This window comes from Brumimicrobium sp., assembly GCF_048268645.1.
GTDB lineage: Bacteria > Bacteroidota > Bacteroidia > Flavobacteriales_D > Crocinitomicaceae > Brumimicrobium > Brumimicrobium ulvae.
In genome coordinates, this window is the sequence record NZ_JBLWVE010000001.1 from 109,058 (window position 1) to 129,256 (window position 20,199).

At 35.2% G+C, this 20,199-nt stretch carries 16 protein-coding genes and 1 riboswitch; of the genes, 11 read left to right on the plus strand and 5 right to left on the minus strand.

The genetic code is table 11. The features are described 5' to 3' along the window. Positions 1-799: 799 nt before the first annotated feature. A complete protein-coding gene (locus ACN0U3_RS00485) occupies positions 800-1,141 on the minus strand; it encodes a hypothetical protein (RefSeq protein ID WP_299206949.1) in 342 nt (113 codons plus the stop codon). A 337-nt stretch (positions 1,142-1,478) separates the two neighbouring features. Between ACN0U3_RS00485 and ACN0U3_RS00490 the strand changes: the two genes are divergently transcribed. The 6 genes from ACN0U3_RS00490 (at position 1,479) to ACN0U3_RS00515 (ending at position 11,170) form a co-directional block, all read left to right on the plus strand. Next, complete coding sequence (locus ACN0U3_RS00490) at positions 1,479-3,179, plus strand: PKD domain-containing protein (protein ID WP_417264727.1); 1,701 nt, start codon at positions 1,479-1,481, stop codon at positions 3,177-3,179. Between the two features lie 28 nt (positions 3,180-3,207). Beyond that, positions 3,208-6,006, plus strand: coding sequence for a CocE/NonD family hydrolase (locus ACN0U3_RS00495; protein WP_417264728.1), 2,799 nt, complete (start codon positions 3,208-3,210; stop codon positions 6,004-6,006). An 11-nt stretch (positions 6,007-6,017) separates the two neighbouring features. Beyond that, complete coding sequence (locus tag ACN0U3_RS00500; protein ID WP_299206943.1) at positions 6,018-6,425, plus strand: hypothetical protein; 408 nt, start codon at positions 6,018-6,020, stop codon at positions 6,423-6,425. Positions 6,426-6,591: 166 nt separating this feature from the next. Then, a riboswitch (SAM riboswitch) is annotated at positions 6,592-6,708 on the plus strand. Positions 6,709-6,831: 123 nt separating this feature from the next. Beyond that, positions 6,832-7,839, plus strand: a complete 1,008-nt coding sequence (locus ACN0U3_RS00505; RefSeq protein WP_299206941.1) for a homocysteine S-methyltransferase family protein — start codon at positions 6,832-6,834, stop codon at positions 7,837-7,839. A gap of 82 nt (positions 7,840-7,921) precedes the next feature. Continuing rightward, positions 7,922-10,609: a methionine synthase gene (metH, locus tag ACN0U3_RS00510; protein ID WP_417264729.1), complete on the plus strand. Its 2,688-nt coding sequence runs from the start codon at positions 7,922-7,924 to the stop codon at positions 10,607-10,609. A 213-nt stretch (positions 10,610-10,822) separates the two neighbouring features. Then, positions 10,823-11,170 (plus strand): Rieske (2Fe-2S) protein, encoded by a 348-nt coding sequence (locus tag ACN0U3_RS00515; protein ID WP_417264730.1) that lies wholly within the window; start codon positions 10,823-10,825, stop codon positions 11,168-11,170. A gap of 3 nt (positions 11,171-11,173) precedes the next feature. On the opposite strand, the gene radA is transcribed toward ACN0U3_RS00515, so the two are convergent. Beyond that, a complete protein-coding gene (gene radA / locus ACN0U3_RS00520) occupies positions 11,174-12,538 on the minus strand; it encodes a DNA repair protein RadA (RefSeq protein WP_299206935.1) in 1,365 nt (454 codons plus the stop codon). Between the two features lie 245 nt (positions 12,539-12,783). Here radA and ACN0U3_RS00525 point away from each other — a divergent pair, with 245 nt between their 5' ends. The 3 genes from ACN0U3_RS00525 to ACN0U3_RS00535 are packed head-to-tail and all read left to right on the plus strand — an operon-like array spanning position 12,784 to position 14,817. Continuing rightward, positions 12,784-13,506: a hypothetical protein gene (locus ACN0U3_RS00525; RefSeq protein WP_417264731.1), complete on the plus strand. Its 723-nt coding sequence runs from the start codon at positions 12,784-12,786 to the stop codon at positions 13,504-13,506. A gap of 2 nt (positions 13,507-13,508) precedes the next feature. Then, a complete protein-coding gene (locus tag ACN0U3_RS00530; protein ID WP_417264732.1) occupies positions 13,509-14,333 on the plus strand; it encodes a hypothetical protein in 825 nt (274 codons plus the stop codon). Beyond that, a complete protein-coding gene (locus tag ACN0U3_RS00535) occupies positions 14,326-14,817 on the plus strand; it encodes a hypothetical protein (RefSeq protein WP_417264733.1) in 492 nt (163 codons plus the stop codon). The genes ACN0U3_RS00530 and ACN0U3_RS00535 overlap by 8 nt, the downstream gene beginning before the upstream one ends. Before the next feature lie 50 nt (positions 14,818-14,867). Here the strand turns inward: ACN0U3_RS00535 and ACN0U3_RS00540 are convergent, their stop codons facing one another. Then, the gene (locus ACN0U3_RS00540) at positions 14,868-15,587 is read right to left on the minus strand and encodes a hypothetical protein (RefSeq protein WP_417264734.1); all 720 of its coding nucleotides are present in this window, start codon (positions 15,585-15,587) and stop codon (positions 14,868-14,870) included. A gap of 187 nt (positions 15,588-15,774) precedes the next feature. Between ACN0U3_RS00540 and ACN0U3_RS00545 the strand changes: the two genes are divergently transcribed. Together ACN0U3_RS00545 and ACN0U3_RS00550 are read left to right on the plus strand one after the other, a co-directional pair. After that, positions 15,775-17,604 (plus strand): tetratricopeptide repeat-containing sensor histidine kinase, encoded by a 1,830-nt coding sequence (locus tag ACN0U3_RS00545; RefSeq protein WP_417264735.1) that lies wholly within the window; start codon positions 15,775-15,777, stop codon positions 17,602-17,604. A gap of 41 nt (positions 17,605-17,645) precedes the next feature. Further along, positions 17,646-18,296 carry a response regulator gene (locus tag ACN0U3_RS00550; RefSeq protein ID WP_417264736.1) on the plus strand — a complete coding sequence of 217 codons (651 nt, stop codon included), beginning with the start codon at positions 17,646-17,648 and terminating at the stop codon, positions 18,294-18,296. Between the two features lie 31 nt (positions 18,297-18,327). On the opposite strand, the gene ACN0U3_RS00555 is transcribed toward ACN0U3_RS00550, so the two are convergent. Next, entirely contained in the window at positions 18,328-19,047 is a 720-nt protein-coding gene (locus ACN0U3_RS00555) for a hypothetical protein (protein ID WP_417264737.1), read from the minus strand. Between the two features lie 528 nt (positions 19,048-19,575). Beyond that, a complete protein-coding gene (locus ACN0U3_RS00560; RefSeq protein WP_417264738.1) occupies positions 19,576-20,166 on the minus strand; it encodes a non-canonical purine NTP diphosphatase in 591 nt (196 codons plus the stop codon). Positions 20,167-20,199: the final 33 nt, after the last annotated feature.

Below are 20,199 nucleotides of genomic sequence, written 5' to 3' on the forward strand. Positions count from 1 at the left end.
TAAAGGGAGTTTCGTTTGAACGACATTCAATTTGGAGTGTATTTCTATTCCTCCATAGTAATTAGACTCTGATTCTACAAATTTCAAATAATAGTGGATCACCTAAAAAAGATGTTTAGAGAAAGCCTAAATACAATTAATGCCAAGAAGACAAAGAATCAAAACAAAATTGATGTTTTATAAATACCTAAAGAAGTAACTGTTTTTAATCTCCTCCACATAAAATCATATAGCGACACCACAATTAAATAGAACTCATAATGTTTTAACATTTATTTAGTGAAACTACACAACAATAAAAGATTAAGTTGGTTAGTATTACTAGTTAGGTTTCATAAGTAGTAGTGTTAATGTAAGAGAGAAAGCGCCCGTTTTCTCTCTTACTGTTTTAAATGAACCTATATATCAGGCTCAACTTATTTTAACATTTATTTGCTTAAACCACACAACAAAAATAGAATTGAGTAGTTAATAACAAAGTAGTAGTTAGGTTTCATAAGTAGTAGTGTTAATGCAAGAGAGAAAGCGCCCGTTTTCTCTCTTGCTGTTTTTAAAAAGACAGCATTTTAACTTAAAATACTTTTAACAATCTTTTAACGAAGTATACGCAACAAAAATTATATTCAGGGGTTATATTAGCAGTAGTAGTTAGGTTTCATAAGTAGTAGTGTTAGTTGATTAGAGGAGGAAACGCCCGTTTTCTCCTCTAATTGTTTTAAAACCAAACTTTAAATCATCAGCAAAGATGACTCAACTCACTGTGAATAAAATGTTATTGGAAAATAAACTTATGATAAGATCAGTCTTCTTTTTTGGATCCCGGAAGCATAATCCAAACCGCTACAAGTAAAGCACCAACGAGCAATAAATATTTTGCGTTAGGAACCCCAAGAACGTTTAAGGAAAAACCATAGATTATTGACAAAATACTTGTCAGCAATAACAAAGAAGAACTGTTTATGGTTTTTGAGTTAACAGCGTTGAGCAAATGCAGAACAACACCCGTTCCACCAAGGAATAACGACAATACAGGGAATATTGGATTTTCGCTAATTTCAAAAGCGTCAAACATCATAAAAAAGAAAGGTAAGAGCATTCCCAGTAAAGCCCCAACGATAAAATATGTACCCCATTTTGCCATAGAGCAAAAATACTACTTAATTTGAAAAATTAGATAAATACATTGAGACAGAATAAACCATTATGGACTGAAAGTGCCATAGGTTTAGATTAGAATAAAATTCTCTAAGTAAAAGAAATAGACGTTAGATATTAGACTTTTTGTCTAACATCTAACGTCTAATATCTGATAAGGTATTTGGAAGCTAAAGCGAAATGCACTAATCCCGAGGCCTATCGGGAGCATAGTTTTAAACCTTTCTAAAAAAATTGAAACCTCTTATCTTAATAAAAATAACCACAAAGTGATTTATTTATTTAAAATTAAGTAACTTAGCTATAGCATTAACACATACTACATGAAACTCTTTTATCAAATCGTAGGTTTTACCTTAAGTCTTTTCATTTCTAACCTCCTTTATTCGCAATGTGATACCAACAGATACGTATCTCCAATATTTAATTCAATTACACAACATACGAATGTTAAATATGGAGTTGCTGAAAGGTGGAACATTCCTTATAATGATGAAGATCTTTATATGAATATATTCACTCCTGACGCTGATACATTAGTCAAACGTCCATTGATGATTTGGGTTCACCCAGGTGGATTCTTAAATGGCAACAAAGAGCTACAAGACATGATGGCATTATGTGATAGCTTTGCCCGTAGAGGGTATGTTACTGCGACCATTGATTATAGAAAAGGATTTAATCCTTTGTCTAACACAAGTGCTGAACGAGCAGTTTATCGCGGAACTCAAGATTTAAGGACCGCCATAAGATTCCTGAAGGAGAAGCACAACATTTACGGTATCGACACCAACTATACTTTTATAGGGGGTTCTAGTGCAGGAGCATTTGCGGTAATTCACACCATTTATATGGATCAAAATGAAGCGCCTAGCTCAATCCAAAGTGGTATGGGATATCCTGCATTAGGCTGTTTAGATTGTACAGGAAACAATTATTCCCACGCAATGAATATTACTGGTTTTGTTAACTTGTGGGGCGCTATTGGTGATTCAACATGGATAAATGCAGACGAAACGACTCCTGGCTTACTTGTTCACGGAAAAGCTGATGGAACCGTACCCTTTGGTGTTGGACATCCTTTTGCTGTTCCTACGACTCCGATTACACATGGCTCTCGAAGTATATCAAACCAATTAACGTCTTATAACATCCCTCATACCACCTACTTTGTTGATGGACAAGGCCATGAATTTCACGGTACAAGCAATGGAGATTGGGATTCTCCCCCTACTCCTTATTGGGACACCATCTACAATTTAATAGAAAATCATTATTCTTCTATTCTTAGAAAAAGTACTTATGCCATCCAAGGAAATGAAAATGTGTGTAAAAATGATACCCTGACCTATAGAATTACTGGACCAACCAATTACAAATTCTGTTGGGAGGTGAATAACGGCGACATCATTCATGCTGAAGGAGATTCAGTACAAATTGTTTTTACACAATCAGGACAAGCGACGATAAAAGCTAAACAGTTTAGCGAAATAGCAAGATACAATGGTGAATCTTCTTTTATTGTTGACGTTAACCCCAATCCCACAGTTAACTTTATGAGTACAGCTAATGGCATGGCGGTTACTTTTTCACCCTTACCAACTGGATTTGTAAATTACAACTGGCAATTTGGAGATGGAAATGCATCTAGCGCAATGAGTCCTACTCACATTTATAGCAACACAGGAAATTATACTGTTGCCCTTAGCGTAACAGATCAAAACGGATGTAAAGCACAGCAAGTTAAAACAATGGACTTTACTAGTTTAAGTGTACTCTCAAACGAAGTTAATGGTCTGAAGATTTATCCAAATCCAACCAGTGATGTATTGATTGTTACAGGAGAAGTAGAGTTAAAAAAACTATATATCTATTCTAACCTAGGACAATTGGTACAGAAACATGAACTTCAAGGGAAACAACAAAATTGCGATGTTAGCCAACTTACAGAAGGACATTATATTTTGAAAATTGTAGACATCAACGGAAATGTCAACGCTTCTAAAATTTCGATAAAACGATAAAAAGCGTCTTACTTTTAATATGAATACCATGAGGATTTTATTTCTTAACATACTCTTCTGTTTTACCTTAAGCGGACTATTTGGACAAATAATACCAAATGGAACAATTGACAGTATAGATGAGCTTGCTAAAAAGGATACTATTCTCGTACCTATGTCTGACGGGACACTACTTTCTACAACTATTTCCGTTCCCGTTTTTAGAGATTCTATCATCACTGAGGTTGAGTTTGATGGTACATTTTACCCCATTCAAATTGTTCCTAAGAATACGCAATATATCCTATACGACACTGTAAATATAACCTCAGAAAGTTTTCAATTGCCCATTATTTTTACACGTACTCCCTACGACAAAAACGGTGATGATTTAGGCGGTAAAATATTTCCTTTTCTTGGTTATTCTTTTGCTATACAAGACATGAGGGGAAGATATGATAGTGAAGGGGTTTACTTTCCAATGTATTCAGATGCTTGGCCTAAGGAACCTTATCACCCATCTATTTCAATTCCTATGGATATTACAGCTAACACTGCTGCGAATCATGCATTAAAACATCATGACGGTAGTCAAGCCGTAAACTATCTAGCGAATCATGCCTACAGAATTGCAGATGTAGATTTAGATGGCGTAATGGATACAATTCTTTACAGTAATGGTAAGATTGGAATGTTTGGAGCTTCTGCATTAGGGAATTCTCAATACCAAGCCCTTTCCGACATGCCTTTTACTGAAGCCAATCCGTTAAAATGCATCATGCCGATTGTAGCGACAAACGAACATTACAACACCACTTTATTTCATAACGGAGTGTACAGAAACTCATTAACCACTGGGTGGATAACGGGACAAATTACAGACAACGTCCACGATTCATTAAACGGTGTAGATGGAAGTATTTACAATAATATTCATAGTCCTTCAGATTATGGCTATACAAATAACTTGGACTTGGCCAACGACCTTATTGATTGGTTTGTTTCCAACGATTTAGGGACATCACCTTCCGGTGCGCATCCAACATCTATACTTCGTAAAGACTTAGATGCTTCTTCAGCACCTATCAATGATTTAGGGTATTCTGATGCGAATGGAAATAATTCCAGGTATAAAAACCTCAATCGACCAGCTTACCATTTAACCGGTTGGTGGGATATATTTATTAATGGTCAAATCGAAACCTTCAATAAAACGCGCAAGGAAAATCCAGGAATGATGCAAAAACTTGTCATCGGACCATGGACGCATCAAACAATTGGAACAAAAGAAGTTGGAGATATGATTTATCCCGATAATGTCTATGATGTTATGAATGTTGATCTGAATATTGATCCCAATACGGTTCTAACAGACCCAGATGTTGTGAATAATTTGTATAAATCAGAACTATTAAATTGGTATAGACTTCACCTGGGTGGAGAACCTTTCTTCATTATTCCAGAGTCTAATGAATGGCAAGCTTTAGGCACAAACCAGGTTAGGGTTCCAGCTAAAAATTATATCGTCCCCTATTACCAATTTTTGAATTATTTGGCTGGAGAATCTTCATTGGATGGTGTTCCTGTTGAACTAGACAATGGCAACACAATTATTCCATTTAATCTTGATCTTCCTGCGATGGACGTTCCACTCATTAATTTATCGGCTCCGCTAACAGCACCTGACATGAGTCATTTTGATCATATCAAAGACATCAGACTGTATGTTTCTGGACCTACAAATGACCCTGTAAACCTTAATGTTGGAAACTATTGGTTGGGAACAGATTCTTTGCCTTTCAAAAAAGGGATTACAGAGGACTACTATTACCTTCATCAAGATTTAAGTGCAGATGGCATTGCTCCAACTACACAAGAAGGAACCCTAAGTTATATCGCAGATCCTAACAATCCAGTGATTACCATTGGAGGAAACAATATGATTCCAAGGACTCCAGATGGACTAAAAAAATCACAAGGATCTATGGACTTAGCCAATCCCGATTATGAATCTGCTACCTTATACAGAAATGATGTTTTAATCTTCACTACTGCTCCATTGAATGATACAATGACCTATGTTGGCTTTCCAAAAGCCGGTATTTATGCAAAAGGACATACTACCAACCATGCGACTTCGAAAACAGATTTTGATATTATGGTTCGTATTCTAGATGTTTATCCTGACGGCAGAGAAATGTTAATCACAGAAGGAGTGGTAAATGCGAAGTCGAGGGAATATGCGAAAGCCATTGCCCAAAGCGACACAAATGAAACGATTTTACTCACCAACATCGACAATGATACCTACTATCATTTTGAATTTAATTTGCTTCCTTTAGGCCACACATTTGGTAAAGATCATCAAATCAAATTTTTATTGAGCAGTTCTAATTACCCAAAATACCAGAGCAATCCACATTTACCGAATGAAGATGGTGAATTTTTCAGATGGAGTCCTGGTGACACCAACACCTATAATTATCAAGGTCAAAATCTAACGCCTCAAAATGCAGAAATCACTTATAATTTCAATGCTGATTACCCAAGCTACATCATGTTGCCGAAACTAGACACTTCTTATTATGTAGGAACAAAAAAAGAAAATCAGCAAACATCAAAGATGAATTTATATCCTAATCCAGCTAAAGAAGAAGTAAATGTAGTTTGGAATACGCCTATAAAAGATAAAATTCAAATTTATGATTTAACAGGAACATTAATTCGTTCTATTCCTGTTGTGGAAGACCAATTAAAACAAAAGATAAATGTACAAGACTTACGAAAAGGTATTTATTTGGTAAACATACCCGCTTTAAACTTAACACAAAAACTAGTTCTTAATTAAATTTCAATATTATGAAAAAACTAATTGCATTCATCATCAGCTTGTTGCTTACGATGAGTATCTCTGCACAAAATCAAACAACAACCACCAAAACCACAAAGGGAACTAATCAAGAAAATATTTATCCTCCGAAATACAGGCTAATCCCCACAGATATTCGATGGAATTATATAAAGCTAAACACTAGAAATGGTTTAATGTGGCACGTAAAAATCGATATTGAAGAAGATACTCGTTTTGAAAATTACTTAAGCACCTTAACACTTATAGAAGAAAACAAGGAGGTGAATGGAAGGTTTAAGCTTTACACAACCGATAATATCTACACTTTTATTTTACTTGATCAAATCGATGGAAGAATGTGGCAAGTAAGCTGGTTTGAAGAAACTGGCAGTATAAATCTTGTTCTAATTAAGTAATCGAGTAATTAAGATTTGAATTGCTGAAATCAATAAAACCCCTTAGCAAAAAGTTAATTGTATAGAGGAGTTTTGTTATTGTGTGCCAAAAAACAATTTCCCCTTCTTCTTTTTTGTCTACAGATTAGTCCTTACATTTGTACAGTTCTTTTAATGAATGCAATAATACTTATAAAGAAAGGTGGAGGGACAGGCCCTACGAAACCTTGGCAACCTTTTAATTAATTCGTTAATTAATTCCGGTGCCAATTCCTTTTTCGCTTTTGGTGAAAATAGATAAGTAGAAAACAAGGCTAAGCCGTCATTTCTCCAAACTTCTTTTTTAGTAATTATCATGAATTCAACTCCTCAACTGCTTGTTGAAGGAAGTAATTTGCATTGATAAAGAAAAATTAAAAATACGAAGATGAAAAAACAAGATATCCGTGAAATCGTTAAAACAAGAACCTTAATCCTTGACGGAGCAATGGGAACCATGATTCAGCAATATCCTTTAGAAGAAATCGATTTCAGAAAAGGTTGGTTTGAAGATCATAAAAAACCACTAAAAGGAAACAATGATTTACTGTCATTAACTCGTCCAGAAATCATCAAAGAAATTCATGCAAAATACTTTGAAGCAGGAGCGGATATTTGTGAAACCAATACCTTTTCAGGTACAACAATTGCACAAGCAGATTATGATTTAGAAAGTGCCGTTTATGACATCAACTATCATTCTGCAAAAATCGCGAAAGAAGTTGCAGATGAATTTACTGCAAAAGAACCAGATAAACCAAGATACGTTGCAGGAGCAATTGGCCCCACCAATAGAACAGCATCAATATCACCAGACGTAAACGACCCCGCTTTTAGGGCCATTACCTTCGATGAATTGGTTGAAGCATACAGCCTTCAAGTAAAAGCCTTAATTGAAGGTGGGGTTGATATTTTATTGGTGGAAACCATTTTCGACACTTTAAATGCCAAAGCAGCACTGTACGCCATAGACATCGTTCAAGAAGAAATGAAAACAGAGTTACCAATTATGATTTCAGGAACTATTACTGATGCATCAGGGAGAACATTAACAGGACAAACCACAGAAGCTTTCTTGATTTCTATTTCGCATCTTCCGGTATTTAGCGTAGGACTGAATTGTGCCTTAGGGGCAAAAGAATTAAGGCAATATTTAAAAATAATGGACGATAAAGCTCCGTTTTATGTTTCCGCTCACCCTAATGCTGGATTGCCCAATTCATTTGGAGAATATGATGAAACCCCCGAAATTATGGGAGAACAAATCGAAACTTTCCTCAAAGAAGGCTTAGTGAATATTATAGGAGGATGTTGTGGAACAACTCCAGACCACATCAAAGTTATTGCAGATTTGGCGAAAAAATATGAGGTGAGAAAACTGAATGAAAAGGTTTAGGAATTAATAATCCTCCCCCTTTATCCCCCTCCAAAGGGGGAAATAAAAAACATCTTTAGAATAAAGATATAACATGAAAACAATGAATAAAAAAAATATACTTCCTCCATTAAAACTATCAGGCCTTGAACCATTAATCATCACACCAGAATCCAACTTTATCAATGTTGGTGAACGAACGAATGTCACAGGTTCTAAAAAATTCTTGCGTTTAATCAAAGAAGATAAGTATGAGGAAGCGTTAGAAGTTGCTTTAGACCAAGTTCAAGGTGGAGCACAAATCATTGATGTAAACATGGATGAAGGGATGATTGATGGGAAAGCAGCCATGATTAAGTTTTTAAATTTAATCGCTTCGGAACCTGACATTGCACGCGTGCCCATCATGGTAGACTCTTCGAAATGGGAAATCATTGAAGCAGGCTTAAAATGTGTTCAAGGAAAAGGCGTTGTGAATTCAATTTCATTAAAAGACGGGGAAGAATTATTTATCGAAAGAGCCAAAATAGTCAGAAGACTTGGTGCAGCAGTAATTGTTATGGCTTTTGATGAAGAAGGTCAAGCCGATAACTATGAACGCAGAATTGAAATTTGTAAACGCTCATATGACATTCTTGTTGATGTGGTAAAATTCCCTCCACAAGACATTATTTTTGACCCTAACATCTTCCCCGTTGCTACTGGAATGGAAGAGCATAGAAATAATGCCTTGGACTTTTTTAATGCCACGGAATGGATTCGGAAAAACTTACCTGGAGCAAGTGTTTCTGGTGGTGTTTCCAACGTTTCTTTCTCCTTTAGAGGAAACAATGCTGTTCGTGAAGCTATGCACTCGGCATTTTTATATCATGCCATTAAAAGGGGAATGAACATGGGAATTGTAAACCCTTCTTTATTGGGGGTTTATGATGACATCGACAAAGAACTACTTGAAAAAGTTGAAGATGTCCTTTTAAACAGACGAGATGATGCCACGGAAAGGCTGTTAGAGTTTGCTGAAAATTTCACCGGAGAAAAAAAAGAAAGAGTAGTTGATTTAGCTTGGAGAGATCAACCCGTAGAGGAAAGGTTAGCACACGCCCTAGTTAAAGGAATTACAGAGTATATAGATGAAGACACCGAAGAATGTAGGCACAATTACAAACGTCCAATTGAAGTCATTGAAGGTCCTTTAATGGATGGAATGAACATCGTTGGTGATTTATTTGGAAGTGGAAAAATGTTTTTACCGCAGGTAGTAAAGTCTGCTAGGGTGATGAAAAAAGCTGTTGCTTATCTTCTGCCTTTTATTGAAGCCGATAAACAAGAAGACGACAAACCGAACGGTAAAATTGTAATGGCCACCGTAAAAGGTGATGTTCATGATATTGGTAAAAATATCGTAGGGGTTGTTTTAGGATGTAACAACTATGAGGTAATTGACCTTGGAGTAATGGTTCCGGCCGAAAAAATTATTCAAACTGCAATCGAACACAACGCTGATGCTATTGGATTAAGTGGACTCATTACGCCCTCTTTAGATGAAATGGTGACGGTAGCCAAAGAAATGGAGCGTGCAGATATTGATATTCCTCTATTGATCGGTGGAGCAACAACCTCTCGTGTGCATACTGCAGTAAAAATTGAACAATTCTATACAAAGAATCAAACCGTACATATACTCGATGCTTCTCGTTCTGTTACTGCTGTCGAAAGTTTATTGGGGAATAAACGAGATGATTTTGTAGCCAACATTAAAGAAGAATATAAAAAATTACGTGAACATCATGAAAATACAAGTGCACGTAAAACATATATTCCATTGGCAGAAGCACGTGCCAACAAGTTTCCCATCGATTGGAATCAAAGTGATATTAAAGTTCCTAATCAACTAGGAGTTTACAGTTTTGAAGATTACAGTTTAGAAGAGATCTTGGAGTATACCGATTGGACGCCTTTCTTTCAGACATGGGAATTGGCGGGAAGGTATCCAGCGATTTTGGAAGATGAAATTGTTGGAGAATCGGCAACTAAACTATTCGAAGAGGCGCAAGTGTTATTGAAAAAAATCATCGATGAAAAATGGCTTACTGCCAAAGGAGTGTATGGATTATTCCCTGCAAATTCAATCAATGATGACGATATCGAAATCTACAAAGACGAATCGAGAACTGAAGTTCTCAATGTTCAACGCTCTATGCGTTCTCAATTGAAGAAATCTAAAAAAGCACATAACATCGCTTTGGCTGATTTTATAGCACCCAAGGAAAGTGGAATCAAAGACTATATTGGCGGATTTGTAGTCACAGCGGGAATTGGGATCGATGAGCACATCCAACGTTTTAGAGACGACCATGATGATTACAATGCTATAATGTTGCAAGCACTCGCCGACCGGTTAGCAGAATCATTTGCTGAATTATTGCACGCACGCGTAAGAAAAGAATTTTGGGGGTATTCACCAGATGAAGATTTAGACAATGAAGCACTAATCAGAGAGAAATACAAAGGAATTCGTCCGGCACCAGGTTATCCAGCTTGTCCTGACCATACAGAAAAACCAGGTTTGTTTAAGATTTTAGATGCAACAAAACACACCACGGTAGAACTTACAGAGCACATGGCAATGTATCCAACTGCGGCAGTTGCAGGTTGGTACTTTGGTCATCCTGAAGCGAAATATTTTGGTGTTGGAAAAGTAGCGAAAGATCAAATTGAAAGTTTGGCAGAACGCAAAGGAATGAGTGTTGAGGAAATGGAAAGATGGTTGGGCTCTAACCTGAGTTATTAGTTAAGTTGGATGATTACAGTAATTCGCCTATTTTCTTAAAGAAAGTAAAGCTTTGCACATTAGGATATGCAGTTTTGTTAGCCATTTCTGTACATTCTTTTGTGCATCAATACAATTCTGGGAAAAGCTGTGTATAGTTTTATACAGATGTTTTAAACATAATAGCAATCCCAGATTGTCATCACTAACTTTTTTCGTAACTTCCTTTTTACTATGTTCTCCGACAAAACCAGAAAATACCGATTAGCAGATTCGCGCGAAGCTTTTATGAAGGACTTCCCTGACAGTAATGAGATCACAAAAAACTTTCATTTTGGAGAGGTGCTCTTTGTCAAAAAAGAAGAGGAAATCTATGCTTTTATCAACGATTGTCCGCACCAAGGTCAGAAAATGCAAGGCTGTTCTATTGAAAATGGAAAAGTAATTTGCCCTATTCACAGGTATAAATTTGACATCAAAACAGGTCGAGGACATGGATTGTATCTTGATTTTTACCCATTGGAAGAAACAAAAGAAGGTTTTTTCCTTTTGCGTACTTATTTCAGCTGGTTTGGAGAATAAAACTTAACTAAACAGCTCTTTTAAAACCTCTTCAATACGTGTACAACCCACAATTTCAATTTTAAAGTTTTCCTGCTTGATTCCTTTGTTGTCTTTAGAGATAATGATTTTATCAAAGCCCAACTTCTCCGCTTCAGAAATACGTTGGTCTACTCTATTTACAGGACGAATTTCACCAGACAAGCCAACTTCCGCAGACAAACAGATGTTTTTCTCAATTGCCAAATCTGCATTCGAAGATAAAATCGAAGCTACAACTGCTAAATCAATAGCGGGGTCGTTTACTTTAATACCTCCAGCAATATTTAAAAAGACATCCTTGGCGCCTAGTTTAAACCCACATCGTTTTTCCATTACTGCCAGGAGCATGTTTAAACGACGTAAATCAAATCCTGTTGCACTTCGTTGTGGTGTGCCATAAGCAGCTGTACTCACCAGCGCTTGCACTTCTATCAACATAGGACGAAGACCTTCGAGCGTTGCTGCAATTGCACTTCCAGAAAGTTTATCTTGATTGTTAGAAATTAGAATTTCAGACGGATTTTCCACTTGACGAAGGCCAGTACCCAACATTTCGTAAATTCCTAATTCATTGGTTGAACCAAATCTATTTTTGATGCTTCTCAACAATCGGTAAACGTGATTTCTATCCCCTTCAAATTGCAACACTGTATCGACCATGTGTTCTAAAACCTTTGGACCCGCTAAAGAACCTTCTTTTGTAATATGTCCAATTAAGAAAACAGGAGTTTCTGTCTGTTTTGCGAATCGTAAGAGCTGTGCAGTACTTTCACGAATTTGAGAGATACTCCCTGGCGAACTGTCAATGTTTTCTGTGTGAATGGTTTGAATAGAGTCGATAACCAATAAAGTAGGTTGTAAATCCTCAGCATGTTTAAACACACTTTCCAGTTGGGTTTCAGTAAGTAAATAGCAGTTTTCATTCAGTTCTCCAATTCGACTTGCACGCATTTTAATTTGCTGTTCACTTTCTTCACCAGAAACATATAGAATTTTTTGATTTTTTTCTTGCATGGCCATTTGCAGCATCAAAGTCGATTTTCCAATTCCTGGTTCACCTCCAAATAGCGTCAACGATCCAGGAACTAATCCTCCCCCCAACACACGGTTCAGTTCCAAATCTACCATTTGAATGCGTTGCTGTGGAATGTCTTTAATTTGATGAATTGCTTGTGGTTTAGCCGTTCTTTTTGAACTTTTAGCGAATGCTGTTACTTCATTTTTTCCTTTGCTAATGACCTCCTCAACAAAGGTGTTCCATTCATTACACGAAGGACAACGCCCTAACCATTTTGCAGATTCGTGACCACAATTTTGACAAAAATGAGCTGTTTTTAACTTCGCCATATTCTAAATTCTTGTATAAATGAAACTTACTAATTAACGTTTAAGATAAACGATATTATCAATAAATAAAATTACACTTTTCTAATGAAATGGACGTCTAAAAGTGAAAAATCGTCTGCATTAAAACGCTTCTTGTGCTTTCTACTATTTCTTAAAGCCAAATTCATCAATATACGCCATATGCCTTATTTCTAAATAAAAAATTGATTATACTTTTGTAAAAGACAAACAGGTCAGCACTAGACATGAAGAGAATATTAAAAATAAACACTGGATTAACTCTAATATTTGTGTGTTCGCAGTTGATTTCATGGAGCCAAATATCATTTGGATATCGCAGTCACTTTGGAGGAATGAAATCTTATAAAGAAATAATGCAATACTACAATGAAAATAGACCTTGGCTAGATAAAGAAATTTCAAGTTCAGCTTATATGCATGGATATGAAATCGGGTTTGGTGGTTCTTTTAATAAGGCTGGCTATACCCTCGGTAGGTTTTATGGTCAATTTGGTAAATCTCGTGCTAAAGGGACTGATTTGAATGGAGACTTCACTCGAATTGTAAGAACAAGAATTTTTGGAATTGAACCTTTTGATATCTGGTGGACACCTTTATCTGTTAAGCATATAAATATAGGTTTTGGCGTCATGCCTTTGGGACTTCAGCTTTTTAAGATTGATACTTATTTAAAAGAAGATGGCTTTGAACGATTGCCAATACTTGATGTTCCACTGTATGCCTTCAAAGAGTCTTATATGTATGTTAACCTTCACCTCGACTTCACCTTTGTAAAAGAGGAACTGTACAATATACACCTTCAGTTTTTTTACACCATAGGTCCACCACAAAAACATAATCTTTATCGAACAAATCAAGAGTTAAATCCAGTCACACATGCAACTTTCCATAGAAGAACACTCATGAAGGTGAACAATTTTGGGATGAAGCTCATTTTTAGTTTTTAAATATGAAATCACTAGTATTAAGCATAACAATTGGAGCGGTTTTAATGTCATCCTACATTAATGCTCAGATGGATTTAATATTTACCCCAGGCTACGGTGTAGCATTTACAAAATCGAATATTCATGCCATTCAAGACAGTTATAGCAGTTATATATTACTAACTGAGAATGATGCTCCTGAAGGTATAACAGTGAATGCGGACCCAAACTTTGACAGGAAACACATCAGCGATTTCCTTTCTTTTCAATTGGCACTATCAGGTAATTGGGTTTACTTCGGTATATCTTATATGCCCAACAAATTTGTACAAGAAAGAAGTGTAATGTACTCAAATGGTTATGGTAGAACCTTCAGATGGGAAGACAAAAGAAATGAAGTCTTGTTTGATTTTGGTTTTGGGTCGAAATATATTGATGTGTTTGGAACTTTTGGCGTTAATTTTAATAAATACAGAATGACATCTTACCAAGTTTATCCAGATGGAAGCAAAAGCTTAAGTAATGATTTTTACTTTAACGGAGTGTTTAAAACTGAAGATACAGGATTAGCGTATGGCTTCGGTATTAAAATCAAGCCCATTAACTTTTTGGCCATCGATGTAAGATACCTTTATGCAAATCACAAAATGTTTGGAGAATACCGTACAAGTGACATTACGGAAGGAGGTATGGTATTAACTGACTTCTCCTTTGCTAGGTCTCCAGTTATGTCTGAATTTCCACAAGATTTCAACGCACCATATTCCCATAAAAATTCAATCGCACCAATGTTCAACAAGCATTATTTAACAATTTCACTCATCTTTCACTATAGAACAAATGACTAAAAACCTCTTATACATACTATCCATAGGCCTCTTTGCGCTAATTTCTTGTGAGAAAGATGACGCCTCACTGGGTGATTATGAATTATTTAAACGATTACAATCTGGAAGTGGGTCGTGGAAAGTAGAGCAAGTAGAAGTCTGGGAAAATACAGAAGAAAATCCTAATATTTTGACTTCTCATCCTACAAATGACTTCTTTCATTTTTTCATTCACACACAACTTATTGCAGATATAGAAGTCGATCTTGAGTTTGGATCTTTCTACACTAACGGCATGTTTTCATGGAAGTCTAAAGTGGAGTCAGAAACAGAAAGGGTTTCTTTTGTTACTGGCTTGGTGGGAGAAGGAGATGTATGGACGGTGGAGCTTAACAAAAAGAACAAACAAATATGGAGTCATGTTAATGGAAGCGTTTCTACGAGAATAACCCTCAAAAAGTGTAATTGTGAATTCCCTAAACCTTATGGAGAAATGACGGGTTAAAAAAAAGGGTCACCAAAAATTGATAACCCTTCTTTTTCTTGATTTAGGACCTAATCATTCTTGAAAGAATAACTAAGTATTTCGGGTTTAATTTTTACACCTTCTAATATTTCGAAAGTCAGAACTAGTTTTTCATCTGGACGAACAACCGACTTGCCTTTCTCTTTTGGGAGAATCATATCTTCCGAAAGCAAATAATGTGTTGGAGAATTTGGCGTAATGATTTCCCCGTTTTTTTCGATCACCTTATTCACTACCACCCCTGATATTGTGCTATCTGAAGTGTTGTGTATTTCATAAACTAAATAGGGCAATTTATCTTGCCCCTCATAAAAGGAGGTGTCCACTTCATATGCTCTAATGTTTAAAGTTTCAGTAAACTTTTTTGCTTTTTTCCTCTCCTCAGCTCTTTCTTTGAAATAGCTTAGTTCTTCGCTTCGCATTTCATAAACTGAAAGAGGGTCGCGAGCTCCAAACACCGAATCCTTAATTTTTAAATATACAGATTGTAAATCTTCCTTATGGTTTTTGTAATACTCGACAAGATCGATTCTGAGTTGTTCTTCTTCATTTGGTGTTAATTTTTTTGCACCTTTTTGAAATGAAGCGTTAATGTCTTGCTCCTTTGCAACAAAATGATTGTAGACTTCTGCGTTTTCACAATCAATAACTACATTTCCAATACTACAGTCATTATCTGGATACGATCCGCATGAGGCCAGAACTAAAGTTGCTAAACAAGTTCCTAGAAGTTTTAACGTTGTTTTCATAAATATCAGTTTTTTCATTAAATGTTAGCATCAAAGGTATATTTAATCATTTAAATATAGAATACGCAAAATGCCGTATGTTGCGTTCTTGAAAAAAATAAGCAACTAATAATGAATATGTTCAGGTCAAGATGAAGTCTATTCGTAATTTTTTTTACTTTTGATTCTCCAAACAATATAAAGGCCTGTGTTTAATCATCTTACTCTATTATTTCTCATACTACTTGGAGGGATAGCGCAAGCTCAGACCAACTTTTTCCATCAATTTAATCAAAGCTTACCTCAATTAAATGTAGAGCAGCAAATAGACACTATTATAGCTATTCCTTTTGAGGTTATGAATAGTCAAGGAGTTAAGACCATTGAAAAGTATGAATACGCACTTCAGTTGTCGAATGAGCTTAAAGATGATTATCGTATTGGCTGTATTTATGAAAAAATGGGATTAGCCTACTACTATTTAGGTGATTACGATGTTTCTGTTCTCTCTATGAACAAAGCAATCGAAGCCTTCGAAAAAGTTAATAACCAAGTGCGAATTGGCTCTACTTATGCTTCGATTGGCCATCAAATGAAGCGAAGAAACCTATCCAAAGCATTCGAATATATGCATAAAGGAATTGATATTCTGGAAACCACTGATGATAAAATAGCATTGTCAGCAGCGTATAATAATATAGGAGTACTATATCAGATGAAGGAAGATGTTGATAGTGCACTCTACTATTTTTATTTAGGATATGATATAGTTAAGGCTGAAAATGACAGTCTTGGAATACCTTATAGCTTAAATAATATTGGACAGGCATTGGTAGATCAAAATAAATACGACCAAGCTTTTAGTAAATATGAAGAGGCTTTTGAAATTCGGAAAATAAGAAATGACCAAAATGGACTCGCTGAAAACTATGGATATTTAGGAGATCTATATTTTAAGAAAAGAGAGTTTGATAAAGCAATTAAAAATTATTTACAATCATTAAAAATAAGTGAAGAGATTAATTACCCTTATTTATGTCAAACCAACAGTGATCAATTGGCAAAAACTTATGAAGAAATTGGAGATTATCAGCAAGCTTTGGTCTACAGAAAAAAGAACCAAAAATATAAAGATGAAATTCTAAACGAAACCAGTAATAAAACAATAGCACACTTAGAAGTTCAGTTTGATACGGAGCGAAAAGAAAAAGAACTAGCAATAAAAAGTGCAAATGTACTTCAGGAAAAGTCAAAAGTACGCCAACGTACATTTATTTTAATTGGACTTTCTATAAGCTTATTTCTACTTTTACTAATAGGTATATTAATCTATAGACAACTCAAACTTAAACAGAAACACCTTCAAAATGAAAACCAACTCAAAGACATTATTACAGAAGAGGAAACAAAGAATAAAATCTATTCGGAAAGAATGAGAATTTCAAGGGACTTGCATGACAATATTGGTTCTCAATTGACTTTCTTAATTTCATCAATGGACAATATGAAGTATGTGTCAGATGAAGAAAAATTGAAGTTTAAACTAAGCGACCTTACCTCTTTTACAAGGGGTACAATCTCACAACTGCGTGACACCATCTGGGCCATGAACAAAACTTCCTTGTCTATTGAAGATTTGCAAGTACGGATTGAAGAATTCTTAGAGTTGGCTCAAAACAGTACGGAAGGAATTAAATTTACTTTTGTTAAAGACATAAAAAGTATAGACTATGAATTTACTCCAAATCAAGGGGTAAACCTTTTTCGAATATTGCAAGAGTCAATTAATAATGCGGTTAAATATGCTGCTGCTTCTCATATTGAAATTCAAATGTATGATAATAAAAATGAGATCATATTTAGGGTCAAAGATAATGGTAAAGGATTCACTAAAGAGGACAACGGCCAAGGGTTTGGAATTCGGAATATGAAAGCAAGAGCATTGGAAATAGATGCTGATTACGATTTGAAAACTGAACTTAATAAAGGAACAGAAATTACTGTTTCATTTCAAAAAAATACGCAAAGTGCCGTATAAAACTTTCTATTTACTCTAAGTAATTTTACATAAAAAAGATCATGATAAGAATTGCAGTTGCAGAAGACAATTTATTCTTAGCGAAAGCCATAAAAGAAAAATTAGAACTATTTGAGGATTTAAAGTTAAAGTTCATTGCCGAAAACGGTGCAGAATTAATTGAAATGCTCGAAAAAGACTTGAATGTCGATGTTATTTTAATGGATATTCAAATGCCAGTTATGGATGGAATTAAAGCAACAGAGATTATTCATGCAAAACATCCACAAATAAAGATAGTTATGCTAACTGTTTTTAACGATGAGGAAAGTGTCTATAATGCTATCTCTGCAGGGGCAAATGGCTATTTACTAAAAGATACCGAACCTGAAATACTTTTTGCTGGATTAAAAGAAGTACTAAATGGTGGTGCTACAATGAACCCATCAATTGCTCTAAAGACACTTAACCTTTTAAGGAATCCTAAAAAAGAAAAAATAGAAGTAGAAACTAAGAAAGAAGAAAGCTTAACCAAGAGAGAGCTTGAAATCTTAGAGCAAGTTTCTCGTGGTTTAAACTACAAGCAAACTGCAGCTAACTTAATGATTAGTCCTTCTACGGTTAGAAAACACATTGAAAACGTTTATAAAAAACTGAACGTCCACAATAAAGTGGAAGCAATTCAAAAAGGAATTAAAAACAATCTAATTTAAGTTTTTATAACCCTATATATGACGATTTTAGTTAATAATAAGTGATAGAACGTGTCGTTGTTGTACCATAAACTGGACTGTAAAATTGAACCCAATTTTCATGAATATCATATTCAATATCTTCACGTTGCATAACTCCCATTTGCTTGTAGTTGTCTAAGACACCATCTTTATATACGTAGACTGTTCTAGAAGAGTTATCGCCAACTATAACCTCAGTAATTTCAAGTTTATCCCCTTCTTCAAAATAATTATAGGCACGCGTTAATGTGTCTTCACCATAAATTCTGGAATGACGTTTTAAACGATTCTGATCATCGTATTTGTATAATACTTCCATCTGGTTTGGACCTTCAACCTCAAAAACTGAGATTAAATTTCCATTATCGTCATAACTATAAGTTGAATTATATTGTGATTCGGCTATAGCCATAGTAGCGATCTGACCTGTCTCATTGTATTTATATTGAAAGGTATATTCATTCGTAATAACTTCAATTCCAGTTTTTGAATAAGTAAATGTTTGCCCATCATCACCTGACTCTTTAGTGATTAAACCTTGCGCATCAAACTCCATATTGTCGACTGTTTTTACTGGGCCTTTCAAACCACAGTGAGCAGTAGTGTACTTTAATGGAACTGGATTCATAGGTGCTGCAGGATTCCAAGTTGATTGAGCATGTACATTTACAGTTAATATAATAAATGAGAGCATTAAGATCCAAGAATAGTTTTTCATTTGAGTTTTCATAAGTTATTTATTTTAAGAAGTTAATTATATGTGTTTTAAAACATTGCCAAAAACCATGCTGAAAGAAAAGAAAACAACAAGGTTAAACCTGCTAAAATTAAGGTCACCGTAATAATCCTCCTAGATGACTTTAAGCGATAAAGCCTCCATGTTAATACAAGCTGTAAAACATAAAAAGGCAAGCATAAAACAAGCGTAAAGTAATACATCCACATGAGTCCTGTTATCAAAGTAAAGGGTGCAAGTAGAAATATTGAAATTTGATATAAGTTATGTTTGGATGCTTTAGACTTAAGCTGATTTCCAATTAGGAAAATTGTAAAACCAATAAAAAGAGCTAAAATCCAGGTATAAACGGACATTTCAAGTGCTTCTTCTAAATTCTTATTTGAGGTGTCTATCATCAGAGTTATGCCTTTTTTAATCAGTTTTGTAATTGCACAATTAGTATTAAAACAAATCAAAAGTACAGAGTTATTTCATGTTTTACAATACGTCTTTTGACGTATTTTGCTTATATTAAAACACTTACCTCTCCTTTAAAAAAACAGCTAACTTCTCTATGGCTCTTCCTCTATGACTGCGTTCATTTTTCTCCTCTTTGGTCATTTCTGCGAAAGTCTTTCCGTAATTTTCAGGTTCAAAAATCGGGTCATAACCAAAGCCTTCCTGCCCACTTTTCTCCATTCGAATATCGCCTACAACCTTTCCTTCGAATAAATATTCCCTTCCTTCAAAAATCAATGCTATTACAGTTCTAAACTGTGCTTTACGATCACTAATATTTTCTAATTTTTTCAGCACCAAATCCATATTTTTCTCACTGTCCTTTTCTGGACCAGCATACCTTGCACTGTAAACTCCAGGTTCGCCATTCAAGGCATTAATTTCTAAACCTGTATCATCTGCAAAACAATCCACATTGTATTTATCATAGATGTACCTTGCTTTTTGTAGGGCATTTCCGGCTAAATCTGGTTGATCTTCCGGAATATCATCTTCACAACCAATATCTGACAAGGTTTTTACCACAATATGATTGGGTAGCAGTCCTTGAATTTCATAGGCTTTGTTTTTATTTTGGGTGGCGAAAACGATTTCGTGTTTTTTGGATGTCATTCTGTGCAATTTTTACGAAGATAATAGGCTTCA

Coding starts and splice junctions, on each gene's coding strand:
- ACN0U3_RS00485 (WP_299206949.1), bottom strand. CDS start 1,141: ATGGCAAAATGGGGTACATATTTTATCGTTGGGGCTTTACTGGGAATG.
- ACN0U3_RS00530 (WP_417264732.1), top strand. CDS start 13,509: ATGAAATCACTAGTATTAAGCATAACAATTGGAGCGGTTTTAATGTCA.
- ACN0U3_RS00490 (WP_417264727.1), top strand. CDS start 1,479: ATGAAACTCTTTTATCAAATCGTAGGTTTTACCTTAAGTCTTTTCATT.
- ACN0U3_RS00515 (WP_417264730.1), top strand. CDS start 10,823: ATGTTCTCCGACAAAACCAGAAAATACCGATTAGCAGATTCGCGCGAA.
- ACN0U3_RS00535 (WP_417264733.1), top strand. CDS start 14,326: ATGACTAAAAACCTCTTATACATACTATCCATAGGCCTCTTTGCGCTA.
- ACN0U3_RS00495 (WP_417264728.1), top strand. CDS start 3,208: ATGAGGATTTTATTTCTTAACATACTCTTCTGTTTTACCTTAAGCGGA.
- ACN0U3_RS00560 (WP_417264738.1), bottom strand. CDS start 20,166: ATGACATCCAAAAAACACGAAATCGTTTTCGCCACCCAAAATAAAAAC.
- ACN0U3_RS00505 (WP_299206941.1), top strand. CDS start 6,832: ATGAAAAAACAAGATATCCGTGAAATCGTTAAAACAAGAACCTTAATC.
- ACN0U3_RS00540 (WP_417264734.1), bottom strand. CDS start 15,587: ATGAAAACAACGTTAAAACTTCTAGGAACTTGTTTAGCAACTTTAGTT.
- ACN0U3_RS00555 (WP_417264737.1), bottom strand. CDS start 19,047: ATGAAAACTCAAATGAAAAACTATTCTTGGATCTTAATGCTCTCATTT.
- metH (WP_417264729.1), top strand. CDS start 7,922: ATGAATAAAAAAAATATACTTCCTCCATTAAAACTATCAGGCCTTGAA.
- ACN0U3_RS00550 (WP_417264736.1), top strand. CDS start 17,646: ATGATAAGAATTGCAGTTGCAGAAGACAATTTATTCTTAGCGAAAGCC.
- ACN0U3_RS00525 (WP_417264731.1), top strand. CDS start 12,784: ATGAAGAGAATATTAAAAATAAACACTGGATTAACTCTAATATTTGTG.
- radA (WP_299206935.1), bottom strand. CDS start 12,538: ATGGCGAAGTTAAAAACAGCTCATTTTTGTCAAAATTGTGGTCACGAA.
- ACN0U3_RS00500 (WP_299206943.1), top strand. CDS start 6,018: ATGAAAAAACTAATTGCATTCATCATCAGCTTGTTGCTTACGATGAGT.